The sequence below is a fragment of the Microbacterium sp. USTB-Y genome, from assembly GCF_023703415.1.
Lineage (GTDB): Bacteria > Actinomycetota > Actinomycetes > Actinomycetales > Microbacteriaceae > Microbacterium.
The window spans coordinates 383212-395903 of the sequence record NZ_JAGMTU010000001.1; the positions used below are offsets into that span (position 1 = coordinate 383212).

14 protein-coding genes are annotated in these 12692 nt (G+C 72.8%); 5 read left to right on the plus strand and 9 right to left on the minus strand.

All coding sequences use genetic code 11. The features are described 5' to 3' along the window. Positions 1-4 precede the first annotated feature (4 nt). From J8G10_RS01725 to J8G10_RS01735, 3 genes are all read left to right on the plus strand, one after another. Complete coding sequence (locus J8G10_RS01725; RefSeq protein ID WP_251438750.1) at positions 5-532, plus strand: hypothetical protein; 528 nt, start codon at positions 5-7, stop codon at positions 530-532. 453 nt (positions 533-985) lie between these two features. After that, positions 986-1474: a SprT-like domain-containing protein gene (locus J8G10_RS01730; protein ID WP_251438751.1), complete on the plus strand. Its 489-nt coding sequence runs from the start codon at positions 986-988 to the stop codon at positions 1472-1474. Beyond that, positions 1471-1989, plus strand: a complete 519-nt coding sequence (locus J8G10_RS01735) for a hypothetical protein (RefSeq protein WP_251438752.1) — start codon at positions 1471-1473, stop codon at positions 1987-1989. The genes J8G10_RS01730 and J8G10_RS01735 overlap by 4 nt, the downstream gene beginning before the upstream one ends. Positions 1990-2002: 13 nt before the next feature. Here J8G10_RS01735 and J8G10_RS01740 read toward each other — a convergent pair whose 3' ends face one another. The 3 genes from J8G10_RS01740 to J8G10_RS01750 all read right to left on the minus strand — a co-directional run bounded on the left by J8G10_RS01740 (position 2003) and on the right by J8G10_RS01750 (position 4874). Beyond that, complete coding sequence (locus J8G10_RS01740; protein WP_251438753.1) at positions 2003-3463, minus strand: ABC transporter permease; 1461 nt, start codon at positions 3461-3463, stop codon at positions 2003-2005. Beyond that, positions 3460-4248: an ABC transporter ATP-binding protein gene (locus J8G10_RS01745; protein ID WP_251438754.1), complete on the minus strand. Its 789-nt coding sequence runs from the start codon at positions 4246-4248 to the stop codon at positions 3460-3462. Before J8G10_RS01745 ends, J8G10_RS01740 begins: the two co-directional genes overlap by 4 nt. Positions 4249-4373: 125 nt before the next feature. Further along, positions 4374-4874, minus strand: a complete 501-nt coding sequence (locus tag J8G10_RS01750) for a carboxymuconolactone decarboxylase family protein (RefSeq protein WP_251438755.1) — start codon at positions 4872-4874, stop codon at positions 4374-4376. A gap of 85 nt (positions 4875-4959) precedes the next feature. Between J8G10_RS01750 and J8G10_RS01755 the strand changes: the two genes are divergently transcribed. Next, on the plus strand, positions 4960-5829 hold the full coding sequence (locus J8G10_RS01755) for a LysR family transcriptional regulator (protein WP_251438756.1): 870 nt from the start codon (positions 4960-4962) through the stop codon (positions 5827-5829). A gap of 18 nt (positions 5830-5847) precedes the next feature. On the opposite strand, the gene J8G10_RS01760 is transcribed toward J8G10_RS01755, so the two are convergent. The 6 genes from J8G10_RS01760 to J8G10_RS01785 all read right to left on the minus strand — a co-directional run bounded on the left by J8G10_RS01760 (position 5848) and on the right by J8G10_RS01785 (position 11370). After that, positions 5848-6486: a response regulator transcription factor gene (locus J8G10_RS01760; protein WP_251438757.1), complete on the minus strand. Its 639-nt coding sequence runs from the start codon at positions 6484-6486 to the stop codon at positions 5848-5850. 102 nt (positions 6487-6588) lie between these two features. Beyond that, positions 6589-7785, minus strand: a complete 1197-nt coding sequence (locus J8G10_RS01765; protein ID WP_251438758.1) for a histidine kinase — start codon at positions 7783-7785, stop codon at positions 6589-6591. Between the two features lie 32 nt (positions 7786-7817). Beyond that, entirely contained in the window at positions 7818-8993 is a 1176-nt protein-coding gene (locus J8G10_RS01770; protein ID WP_251438759.1) for an AMP-binding protein, read from the minus strand. 120 nt (positions 8994-9113) lie between these two features. Then, on the minus strand, positions 9114-10031 hold the full coding sequence (locus J8G10_RS01775; protein ID WP_251438760.1) for a 1,4-dihydroxy-2-naphthoyl-CoA synthase: 918 nt from the start codon (positions 10029-10031) through the stop codon (positions 9114-9116). A 39-nt stretch (positions 10032-10070) separates the two neighbouring features. Then, the gene (locus J8G10_RS01780) at positions 10071-11027 is read right to left on the minus strand and encodes a permease prefix domain 1-containing protein (RefSeq protein WP_251438761.1); all 957 of its coding nucleotides are present in this window, start codon (positions 11025-11027) and stop codon (positions 10071-10073) included. A 19-nt stretch (positions 11028-11046) separates the two neighbouring features. After that, positions 11047-11370, minus strand: a complete 324-nt coding sequence (locus J8G10_RS01785; protein ID WP_251438762.1) for a PadR family transcriptional regulator — start codon at positions 11368-11370, stop codon at positions 11047-11049. Between the two features lie 77 nt (positions 11371-11447). Here J8G10_RS01785 and J8G10_RS01790 point away from each other — a divergent pair, with 77 nt between their 5' ends. After that, positions 11448-12461: a GNAT family N-acetyltransferase gene (locus J8G10_RS01790; protein WP_251438763.1), complete on the plus strand. Its 1014-nt coding sequence runs from the start codon at positions 11448-11450 to the stop codon at positions 12459-12461. Positions 12462-12692: the final 231 nt, after the last annotated feature.

A 12692-nucleotide genomic window follows, 5' to 3' on the forward strand; every position in this document is an offset into this window, starting at 1 on the left:
GCGCGTGGGCTACATCAAGGGATACGACCCGGACTCACTGCGCGAGCTCGTGGATCCGTCCGAGTGCGAGGAGCGTCTCGACGAGCTCGGGGATCAGCGCAGCCTCCCCTCGATGCTCGAGCGGGTGTGGCTGCTCAAGGTGCTGGGCCGCCTCGACGACGCGCTCGTCCTCGCCGCGGAGACCGTGCGGCAGGCGCGCATGGCGGGCACCCGGAAGGACCTCCTGCGCGCTCGCGTCCTGCATGCGACTGTGCTGCAGTACCGCCGCATGCACGGCGCGGCCGACCATGAGCTCGCGACCTGCGTGGCCGAGGCGGAGGGGCAGGGGTGGGTGCCGATCGCGGCGTTCGCGCATCAGCACCGCGGACGCAACGCCTTCGAGGCCGGCGAGTTCGAGCAGGCGAGGGAGAGCTTCAAGCGCACCCTGTTCCTCCGCCGCGAGGCCGGGGCCGCCGACGCCGAACTCGAGGCCGCGCTGCTCGCGATCGAGACCGTCGAGCGGCATCAGGATCCGGTGGCCGTCAACGGCTGATCCTCGTCGGCCGCGCGCCACGGCCGTTCTGCAGGGACCACCGCGCGTTCCGCAGGGAGCGTCCGGCATTCCGCAGGGACCACCGTGCGTTCCGCAGGGAGCGTCCGGCATTCTGCAGGGAGCGTCCGGCATTCCGCAGGGACCACCGTGCGTTCCGCAGGGAGCGTCCGGCATTCTGCAGGGTCACGACCCGTCGGCGCTCGTCACGCCACCCGGTCCGCCGCGGACTTCCGCCCGCCGCTGCGGGGAGTGAGGCCGGCGTCCCTGCACAACGGCCCGGCCTCCCTGCACAACAGCCCGGTCCCCCTGCACAACGGCCCGCCCTCCCTGCACAACAGCCCGGCGTCCCTGCACAACGGCCCGGCCTCCCTGCACAACGGCCCACCCCTGCCGTTCGCTGCACCGCGCCGGGGAGCGCGCCCGGATGTCGGCGGCATCGCCTAACGTGAGTGCATGGCCGAGTTGGAACGAGTGCGGATCTGGGGCGAGGCCCTGATCCGGCTGCATCTGGATCCGACCTGGTCGTTCGGCTTCGACAACGCCAAGCGCCGCGCGGGCGCCTGCAACTACCGCGACAAGCGGATCACCGTCTCCCGCTATCTGGCGGCACGGTTCGACGACGACGAGATCCACCAGGTGCTCCTGCATGAGGTGGCGCACGCCCTCGCCGGCCATCAGGCCGCGCACGGGGTCGCCTGGAAGCGGACGGCGCGCGCGCTGGGCTACGTGGGCGGGACCACGCACCACGGCGAGACCGCGACCGATCTGGCCCCCTGGATCGGTCGCTGCCCGACCGGGCACACGACGTACCGGCATCGGCGCCCCACCCGGGCGTCGTCGTGCGCGCGCTGCTCGCGCCGCTACGACGAGCGGTTCCTGCTGGTCTGGACCCGCCGCGAGATCACGGCCGCGGATCGCCGGGCGGCGGTGGCACCGCGATGACGACGGCGAGCCCGAAGCTGCGGCAGGTGCAGCTGAAGTTCCGGATCCGGGCGAGTGCGGACGCCGCCTGGGCCTGCCTCCACTCGCCCGCCGTGCTCACGGCCCTCTATGCCCCCGTGATCGTGGTCGAGCCGCTCACGCACGCCGACGAGGGCTCCCTGCTGCACACCGCGGTGCGGCTGCGGCTGTTCGGCCTGATCCCGGTCGGCACGCAGCTCATCAGCGCCTACGACGAGGTCCGCGAGCACCGAGGCGAGACCGTGCGCATCCTGCGCGACAGCGGGATCCCGCTCACCGGGCCGCTCTCCTCGCTCGACGTCTGGGACCACCGCATGGCCGTCTCGGCTCTGCCCGGCGGGCGCGCACTCTGGCGCGACCGGCTCGTCTTCGGCGGTCCGGGGTCGCTCGTCCTGCTGCCCGTGCTGTGGGCGGCGTGGCAGTGGCGCGGATGGCGGATCCGCCGTCTCGCGCGGGGCTGGGACAGGGCCGCGGGGAGCACCCGCAGCCCTGCCTGATCCTTGCCGCGCTTCAATCGGCGGCGAGGGCCTCGACCGGCGCGACGCGGGTCGCGAGCCGGGTAGGCGCGACCGACGCCACGAGCGTGAGTACGGCCGTCGCCACGACGATCGCGACCACCGGCACCCACGGGATCACGGGCGGGATGAGCCCCGCCGGATGGAAGTCGGGCATCGAGGGCACGGATCCGAGCAGCGACTGGGCCGCGATCCAGCCGTAGGCGACGCCCAGCACGAGACCTGTCGCGGTCGCCGCGATCGTCACGTGCGCCGCCTCCAGCAGCACCATCCGGCGCACCTGACGGCTGCTCAGCCCGATCGCCCGCAGCAGGCCGAGCTCGCGCCGCCGCTGCACCACCCCGATCGTCAGCAGGTTGACCAGCCCGACAGCGGCGATCACCGCCGACACTGCGACGAGCACCATCATCACCGTGCCGAACACGTCGAACGGGGCGAAGTACTCGGGCGGCAGCTTCTCCGCGCTCGAGCGCACCACCAGTGCCTTGGCCGACTCCATCGCCACGGCGAACATCGTGACGAGGGTCACGCCCATCACCACCCCGATCGCCATCCGGCTGGAGCGCTCGGGGTGACGCAGGGCGTTCTCCGCGGCGAGGCGCGCGGTGGCGCTGCGTCCGAACAGGCGCCCCACGAGCCGCAGCACGGGCGGCATGATGAGCACCGCGCCGATGGCGAGCCCCGTGAACGAGAACACGCCGCCGAAGAACGCGACCACCACGCCGAGCGGCGAGGTCAGTCCGTACACGACGCCGCCCGCGAGCAGGGCGCCTCCCAGCACGAACATCGTGATGGCGCCCAGGTGGCGGGAGGAGACCGTGCCGGTCTCCTCGACGCTGCGCTCAGCCGATCCCGCGAGCGCCTGCAGCGGGGTCACCGTGAGCACCCGGCGGGAGCCCGCCCAGGCGGCGAGCCACGTGGTCAGCGCGACGCCGACGGCCGGGATCAGCACGGTCGGCTGCAGGGGCGAGAACCCGACCGGCGCATGGGCGAAGAAGGAGGACCCGATCGCGATCCCGGCCCAGCTCAGTAGCACCCCGCCGATCAGTCCGAGGATCGCCCCGAGTATCCCGACCGCGAGCCCCTGCCCCGCGACCTCCGTGCGCTGCGCCCGGGCCGAGGCGCCGATGAGGCGCAGCAGCGCGATGCGGCGGGTGCGCCCGGCGACGATCGTCGAGAACGTGTTGGCGGTGACGATCGCGGCCACGTACATGGCGACCGCGGTGAGCAGCACCGACAGGATCTGCACGACGTACGCGAGGGTCTTGCTGTCCCCGATCGTCGGGTCGCTCTGCAGCAGTGCGCCGAGGAATCCCGTGGTGTCGACGAGGATGACGCCGAACGCCGCGGTGAGCGCCGCGACGAACACGCTCGAACCCATCCCGCGCTCGCGCAGGAACGCGATCCGCGAGGGGCTCAGCGGCGTCTCCAGCAGGGTCGGAGCGACGGCGGTCATGCCGGCACCTCCGTGCGTGCCGCGGCGACCGGTGCGCCGCCGGAGAGCATGAGCCCCGCGATCTCGTCGGCGCTGCGGCGCGGGTGGTCGGCGACGATGCGGCCGTCGCCGAGGAACAGCACCCGGTCGGCGTAGCTCGCGGCGACCGCGTCGTGCGTGACCATCGCGATCGACTGGCCCTGCTCGCGGCTCGCGGTCGACAGCAGCTGCAGCACCTCGCGCCCCGACGCGGAGTCGAGGTTGCCCGTGGGCTCGTCGGCGAAGACGAGATCGGGCGCCGTCGCCAGGGCCCGCGCGATGGCAACGCGCTGCTGCTGGCCCCCGGAGAGCTGGTGCGGGCGGTGCCGGAGCCGCGGCCCGATGCCGAGGATCTCGACGAGGGAGTCGATCCGCGCCCGCTCGATCGCGGAGGGGCGACGTCCGTCGAGCTCGAACGGCAGCAGGATGTTGCCGAGCGCATCCAGGGTGGGCACGAGGTTGAACGCCTGGAAGATGAAGCCGACGCGCCTGCGGCGCAGGATCGTGAGGTCCAGGTCGCCGAGTCCGCTGATCTCCGTGTCGCCGATCCAGGCGCGCCCTCGGGTCGGCGTGTCCAGGCCCGCCATGATGTGCATCAGCGTGGACTTGCCCGAGCCGGAGGCACCCATGATCGCGGTGAACTGGCCGCGGCGGATGCCGACGCTGACATCGTCGAGGGCACGCACCGCGCCCTCGCCGGATCCGTAGGTCTTGGTGAGGTGCTGGACGCGGGCTGCGAGTCCCAGGTCGCTGGTCGTGATCTCCATGTCTTCGACGCTAGGGATCCGGCCCCTCCCGTCGCGTCGCTCTGCGGATCCATCCCCGTACATCGCAAGGATGATCCGCGCCCTGCGGCTCCGCGAGCAGGCGCCCAGCGGCGCCCGCCCTTCGCCTACATCGACCCCGTCCAGGCGTGGGTCGAGACCCCGACGGCGTTCCAGGCGTTGATCACGACGATGAGCGAGAGGAGCGCGCCGAGCTCCTCCGGCGAGAAGCGCGTGGCCGCGGCGGCCCAGTCCGCATCCGGCACGTGGGTCTCGGAGAGCCGGGTGATGCTCTCGGTGAGCGCGAACGCGGCGCGCTCGCGGGCGGTGAAGAACGGCGACTCCTGCCACACGGCGACCGCGGCGATGCGGGCGGCGGTGTCTCCGGCCTTCGCGGCGTCGCCGGCGTGCAGGTCGACGCAGTAGCTGCAGCCGTTGATCTGCGAAGCCCGCAGGCGCACCAGCTCGCGCAGCCGGGCGTCGATGCCCGCCGCGTCGAGCTCGCGCACCATCGCGGCGTCGAGGCCCGCGAGCGCGCGGGAGAAGCGCGGCGCGACCGTGTCGATGTCGAGACGGACGGGGACGGGGACGGTCGGCTCGGCCGGGGTCATGCTGTCGGTGAGGGTCATGGTCTTCCTTTCGTCCTCTTCAGCCTGGGCGATCGGAATTCATCCGTCCAACAGCTGATTCCCATCGCTATCATCTGTCTCAGAGATGGAACTTCATCAGCTGCGCTACGTCCTGGCCGTCGTCGAGACGGGTTCCTTCACCGCGGCCGCGGAGCGCGTACGGGTCAGTCAGTCCGGCGTGAGCACGCAGGTGCAGAAGCTCGAACGCGAGCTCGGCGTCGCGCTGTTCGACCGCACCTCCCGCCGTGTCGCCCTCACCCAGGAAGGCGAGCGCCTGATGCCCGCGATCCGCGCGGCGCTCGAGGCGATCGGCGAGATCGGCGCGACGGCGGCCGACCTGCGCGGGCTGCTGCTCGGATCCCTGCGCGTCGGCACGGTGTTCGGCCTCACCTGGCCGCGGTTCTACGACGCCCTCGCCGAGATCAGCGCCGCGCACCCCGGCCTCGAGCTGCGACTGCGCGAGGACACCTCGGCGCGGCTGATCGACGCGGTCCGGCGCGGCGAGATCGACCTCGCGCTGGCGGCCTGGGCCGAGCAGCCGCCAGCGGATCTGGGCTCCGCGGTGGTGTTCGACGATCCGATGGTCGCCGTGGTCTCCCCGTCCCACCCTTGGGCCGCGCGGCGCGCGATCCGCCCCGCGGAGCTCGTCGGCATGGACCTCATCGCACTGCCCGAGGGCACCGGCGACCGTGCCGCGCTCGACGCGCTGCTGTCCGGGCGCCCCGGAGCGGGAGCGCCGCACTGGGAGGTGTCCACGCCTTCCGCCGTGGAGAAGCTCGCCGTGCGCGGGCTCGGGGTCGGCGTCGTCAGCGCCGCGACATGCCGGCGCTGGGAGGGCATCCGCGCGATCCCGATCGATGCCGCCGATGTGCGCTCGCGCCTGGGCGTGGTGTGGCGGGCGAACCCGACCCGCGCGGCCCGCGCCCTGCGGGAGCTGCTGCACCCCGAGGAGTGACGCGCGGCGCACGCGGCGTCAGTTCAGGCCGTGCTCGAACGCGAACACCACGAGCTGCACGCGATCGCGCAGCGCCAGCTTGGTGAGGATGCGGCTGATGTGCGTCTTCACCGTCGCCTCGGACAGGAACTCGCGCGCGGCGATCTCCGCGTTGGACAACCCGCGGGCGGCGAGCGCGAAGATCTCCTTCTCCCGCTCGGTGAGGTCGTCGTAGCTGGGCGGCACCGGCGCCTGCGCGGGGGCGGCGAAGTGCGCGAACAGGTCGCGGGTGGCCGAGGCGGCGATCACGCTGGAGCCGGAGTGCACGGTGCGGATCGCGGCCAGCAGGAACTCCGGATCCGCGTCCTTGAGGAGGAACCCGCTCGCGCCCTGACGGATCGCGCGCGCCGCGGCCTCGTCGAGGTCGAACGTCGTGAGCATCACGATGCGGGGCGGATCCGCCTGCTCCAGGATGTGCGCCGTCGCGGTCAGTCCGTCCATCACGGGCATCCGGATGTCCATCATGACCACGTCCGGACGCGTCTCGCGGACGACCTGGATCGCCTCCTGGCCGTCGCCCGCCTCCCCGACCACCTCGAGATCGGGCTGGGACGCGACGAGCATGCGTATTCCGGCGCGGAACAGCGCCTGGTCGTCGACCAGCACGACCCGGATCATCCTGCCTCCTCGTTCCGCGCGGAGTCGCCGCGCCTCTGACAAGAGTCTGTCATCGTTGCCCCCGGCTCCTCGCGCCAGGGCCGGGGCGGCCCGATCCTGCGGTCACGCCGGCGCGGATCCGATCGGCAGCGCCGCACGGACCACGAAGCCCGCCGCCTCGTGCTCCGCGGTGAGCGTTCCGCCGACGAGCTGCGCGCGCTCGCGCATGCCGATGAGGCCGTGGCCGCGCTCCGCGTGCGCCTGCCGCGGCGTCGCGGGCACGCCGTTGCGGACCGTGATCCGCACGCCGTCGGCGTGCCAGCCGAGCCAGACGTCGACGTCGCCCGAGCCGTGCCGGATCGCGTTCGTCAGCGCCTCCTGCAGGATGCGGTAGACGGCGAGCTGGATGCCGGCCGGAGGTTCCCCGGGCGGCATCGGGTCGACGGTGACACGCGGCTCGATGCCCGCCGCGCGCACCTGCGCGTACAGCGTCTCGAGGTCGGCGAGGGTGGGCTGCGGCCCCTGCCCCTCGCTGTGCCGCAGCTGCGCGAGCAGCAGTCGCACGTCGGAGAGGGCGGCCCGCGCGGTCTGCCCGATCGTGGTCAGCGCGGCGGTCGCCTGCGCCGGGTCGGCCGCCGCGGCGTACCGCGCGCCGTCGGACTGCGCGATCACGACCGCGAGCGAGTGGGCGACCACATCGTGCATGTCGCGGGCGATCCGCACCCGCTCCTGCTCAGCCGCCGCGACCGCCTCGGCGCGCACCTGCGCGTCTCGGGTGCTCCGGCCCCGCAGCACGACCCGCCACAGCAGACCCGCGCCCCACGCCATCACCAGGGTGAGCACGGACACGGTGCCGAGCAGCACGGCGACCAGCGCCACGCGCAGGCCGGTCTGGGGGTCCTGGACGAGGGACTGCTCGTTGATGAGCGACATGTAGCCGCCCGCGAGGAGCCCGCCGCCCAGGGCGGAGGCCCCGCCGATCCACAGCAGTCGCACCGAGCCCCACGCCGAAGTCGCGAACACCACGGCGAGGATCGCGAGGTTGTACGCCCCCGGCGAGAAGCCGCACGCCATCTGCAGCACGGCGCCGGCCCACGCGACGATCAGCGCCAGCACCGGGGAGAGCCGGCTGATCGCCGCCGCGCCCCACAGGATCACCGCCACCAGAAGCACCAGCAGCAGCGATGCCGGGCCGTCCGGGATCCAGCGGCTCATCGTGCCCGCTTCGAACGTGTACGTCAGCGGCAGGGTGAGCAGCAGGCCGATGGCGCTGCCGACGATGTCGAACACGAGCCAGAAACGCGGGATGCTGCGGAACACCCCCTCACGGTACGCGACCGGATCCGGCGCGGTCATCCGCCGGGAGATGTATCCGCCACGGCGTGCGCTGCGGCGAGCGCGGCGATCGCGCGCCGGTCGGGCTTGCCCGAGGAGAGCAGCGGGAGCTCGTCCAGGAGCAGGAGCCGGCCGGGGCGCGCGGCGGCCCCGACCTCGTCCGCCACCCGGTCCCGGGCGGCGGCGAGGAGGGCTCCCTGCGCGACCGGGCCGGAAGCGGCCGGCCCGGCGGGGTCGGCGGCGCGGGCGGCGACGATGGCGGAACCCTGCCCCCACCGGGCGTCGTCCACCGCGATGACGACCGCACCCTCGAGACCGGGCACCGTGCGGACCGCCCGTTCGACCCGGTCCAGCGAGACGTTGACGCCGCCCGAGACGATGACGTTGTCGATCCTGCCGGTGACGGCGACGCGGCCGTCGGCGATGGTCCCCGCGTCACCGGTGCGGTACCAGCGCGCGCCGGTCGCATCGGCGACGAACGTGCGCGCCGTGAGCTCGTCGTCCCGCAGGTAGCCGTCCGCGAGGGTCGGCCCGCTCAGGCGGATCTCGCCGTCGACCGCCGCGACGCGCACGCCGTCCAGCGGCACCCCGTCGTAGACGCAACCGCCCGCGGTCTCGCTCGATCCATAGGTGCGCACGATGCGCACACCGAGATCCGCCACGCGTTCGCGGAGCGCGGGCGGGAGCGCCTGGCCGCCGATGAGCACCGCCTCGAAGGAGCGGAGGACGCGGCGCACGTCGGGATCCCCCGCCGCGTCCAGGAGCGTCGCGAGCTGCGCGGGCACCAGCGAGGTGTACCGGGGACCCGGCCCGAGGCCGTCGCCGGCGGCGACGAACGACGCGGGGGTGAACCGTCCCTCCAGCAGCGCCGGCTCGGTGCCGGCGAGGTGCGCCCGCACGAGCACCTGGAGGCCGGCGACGTATCCCGCCGAGAGGGCGAGCAGCCACTGCCCGGATCCGATCCGCTGCGCTGTCGCCGCGGCGCTCGCCCGCAGGGCCGCCGCGGACAGCACGACGCGCTTGGGCACCCCGGTGGAACCCGAGGTGGCGATGACCGCCGCCGTTCCCTCCGGTACCACGTCGCCGGCTCCGGGCGTGAAGCCGAGCGCCAGCGGCCGGGTGCCGTCGAGCGCCGCCGCGAGGGCGGCGCTCACCGCACCGGCGTCCCCGCCGTCGAGAGCCTCGAGTCTCATGCGCACCGCCTTCCCGGATCCGTGCGAGGGCCTACGATTCGATCTTCGAGAAACCGGATCCCGCGTGAGAATCCCGTCCCCGCGTGACGTCTCGTGCGGGACGTGGTTTCTCGCGGCGAATCAGAAGTGCCAGGGATACGGCGACCAGTCCGGTTCGCGCTTCTCGAGGAAGGAGTCGCGTCCTTCGACGGCCTCGTCGGTGCCGTATGCGAGGCGGGTGGCCTCGCCGGCGAAGACCTGCTGCCCGACCAGTCCGTCGTCGACGGCGTTGAAGGCGAACTTCAGCATGCGGATCGCCGTGGGCGACTTGGTGAGGATCGTGCGGGCCATCGCGATCGCCTCGCGCTCGAGCTCGGCGTGCGGCACGACGCGGTTCACGGCCCCCGCCTGCATCGCCCGCTCGGCGGAGTACTCCTCGGCGAGGAAGAACACCTCGCGGGCGAACTTCTGGCCGGTCTGACGCGCCATGTACGCGGATCCGTAGCCGGCGTCGAAGGATCCGACATCCGCATCGGTCTGCTTGAACCGGCCGTGCTCGGCGCTCGCGATCGTCAGGTCGCAGACCACGTGCAGCGAGTGCCCGCCCCCGGCCGCCCAGCCGGGCACGACCGCGATGACGACCTTGGGCATGAACCGGATGAGCCGCTGCACCTCGAGGATGTGCAGGCGACCGGCCCGAGCCTGCTGCTCGGCCGGCACCGCGGTCTCGTCCTCGGAGTACTTGTAGCCGTCGCGCCCGCGGATCCGCTGGTCGCCGCCCGAGCAGAACGCCCAGCCGCCGTCCTTCGGGCTCGGTCCGTTGCCGGTGAGCAGCACGACGCCGATCCGGGGGTCCTGCCGCGCCTCGTCCAGCGCGCGGTAGAGCTCGTCCACCGTGTGCGGGCGGAAGGCGTTGCGCACCTCGGGCCGGTCGAAGGCGATGCGGGCGATCCGCCCGTCGTTCGAGACGTGCGCCGTGATGTCGGTGTACTCCCCCGCGCCCGGGGCGAGCGTCCACTCAGCCGGATCGAACAGGTCGGAGACGAGCTTGTCAGTCACGGATCCAGCCTATTCCGGCTGTCGCCCGCAGCGGACCGCTCATACCTCCCGGGCGAGACCGAGCTTGCGGTAGGCATCGAACAGCAGGCCGATGAGGATCCCGCCCAGCACCGCCGTGATCGAGATGTTCACGATCTGCACGATGTCCGCCGTCGGGGTGCTCGCGGCCTGCATCCGCGCCATCAGGTCGGGGGCGATCACCGCACCGCGCCAGACCAGCATGATCGCGCCGATCATCGCGACCAGGCTCGCCGCGATGCTCACCGCCGCGAGCGGTGCGCTCCAGCGCCCCCGCACGGCGACGATCGCCTCGACGACCAGCCCGATCGCGAGCAGCCCGAACCACGCGGTCATCACCCACGGCCACAGTCCCGGCGCCAGGACGTGGACGTGCTGGTCGCCCCAGCCGATGGTCCGGTCCCAGACGACGGAGCCGACGAGCAGTACGGTCATGACGGCGATGCCGATCAGATCCGAGAGCCGCGCGGTGGGGATCACCGTGCGCGGCAGCTTGTCGGGCGTCCAGTCGAGCACCGTGTCGCCGGTGGATCCCACCCGCTCCAGCACGGCGAAGACCAGGGTCGTCCAGAACGCGACCTGCACGCCGGACATGATGATCGCCGGGATCATGGATCCGATCACCGCGCCCACGTCGCCTTCCCCGATCGCCCGGACGAGCCCCGCGATGAGCGCGGCGACGGGCACGACGATGATGAGCAGCAGGCGCAGCAGCCGCAGCCACGCGGCGTAGTAGCGCGGGCCGATCAGCACGAGCGGGCGGCCGGAGAGCGACGCGGCGTAGGCGATCGGATCCCCGAGCTCGGCGATCACGGCGTACTCGGCCGCGGCGGGCTCCTCGCCGGCGGCGATGCGGCCCTCGACCTCGTCGGCGATCGACGCGCGCAGCTCGGCGGAGACCTCCGCCCGATCGGCGGCGGGGACGGACCGCGCGACCGCGGTCACGTATCGCTCGACGAGCGACGTGTCGGTGTCCATGATGTTCTCCTCCAGGAGGTCAGGGAAGCTTCTTCGCGGCGGCGGCGATCGCCTGCACGTCGCGGCTGAGAGTGTCGGCCAGGCGCAGCCCGGCGTCGGAGGTGCGGTAGAACTTGCGCGGGCGCGCCTCCTCGGTGTTCCACTCGCTCACGAGGTATCCCTGCTTCTCGAGGCGGCGCAGCAGGGGGTAGAGCGTGTTCGAGTCGGTGGGGAATCCGGCGGCGCTCAGCTGCTCGAGCAGGCCGTAGCCGTATCCGGGCTCGCGCAGCAGCCGCAGGCTCGCGAGCACGATCGTGCCGCGCCGCAGCTCCTGCAGGTGCCCGTCGAACTCCTCGTCGTTCATGGTCAACACCATATTGTGTCTCACACACTATTGTCAATCGCACGATCCTGCCTGTCGCACTCCCGTAGCGTGGAGGCATGACGATCGAGATCCGCCCCGTCGACCCCTACGACCACGCGGCGGTGGACGCCTGGTGGGACGCGTATGCGGTAGCCCGCCGGGCCGATCTCGGCGAGGACGCGACGGTCTGGTCCCGCGAGGAGAGCCGCGCCGAGCTGCAGCAGGAGTCCGCCCGGTTCAGCCGCCGGGCGTACGTCGCGGCGGAAGAGGGCGTCGTCGTCGGATCCGCCTCGCTCGCCCTGACGCTCAAGGACAATCGGCACGTCGCCGCCGTGGGCGTGAACGTCCCGCCGCAGCACCGCCGCCGCGGCATCGGATCCGCGCTCCTCGCCGCGCTCGAGGACGAGGCGGGACGAGCGGGTCGCACCACGATGCGCGCCGACATCTTCTGGCCGGCGTCCCTGCCCGCGGATGGCACCGGCGCGGCGAATCGGGAGTTCGCCCGCCGCCACGGATACGACGTCGCGCTCGGCGACCTGCAGAACCGGCTCGACCTGCCGATCGCGGACGAGGCCATCGCGGCACTGGTCGCCGAGGCCCCGGCGGAGGGGTACCGGATCCGAGGCTGGGTCGGACCGGTCCCGGAGGAGTTCGTGGCCGAGTGGGCGGCCCTGGACGCCAGCCTGGACACCGAGGCGCCCACGGGTGATCTCGACATCGACGCCGCATCCGCCGACGTGCAGGACTTCCGCGCGGACGAGGCGCTGCAGGCGGCGCAGCACCGCACCTCGTTCGGCACGATCGCGATCGCACCGGACGGTCGGGTCGCCGGGTACACGCAGCTCGTCGTCTCGGAGGATGACGGGAACGCCTATCAATGGGGCACCCTGGTGCGTCGCGAGGACCGCGGACACGGGATCGGCCTGCGCATCAAGCTCGAGAACCTGCGCGCCCTGCAGCAGCACTCCCCGCAGACGCCTCGCGTCTACACGTTCAACGCGGAGTCGAACGCGCACATGCTCGCGGTCAACGCGCGCCTCGGATTCACCCTGACGGCGCGCATGGCCGAGCTGCAGAAGCGGCTCGGCTGAGCCGCGCCGGGCGACGGCCCGAGCCCGCTGGCCGGATCCGCGGGCCGACCTCCTCCGCGACCGACGGGGGCCGCCACGATCGGCACACGCGGTGACGATCAGCACAGGGATCCGGGCGATTCGTGTGCTGATCGTCACATGGTGTGCCGATCGTCACGGACGGAGCGGCGGAGCCCGCGCCGTCGAGCTGCCGCACCCGCGCCGGCGATACCGGCGGGTGCATGATGGGGG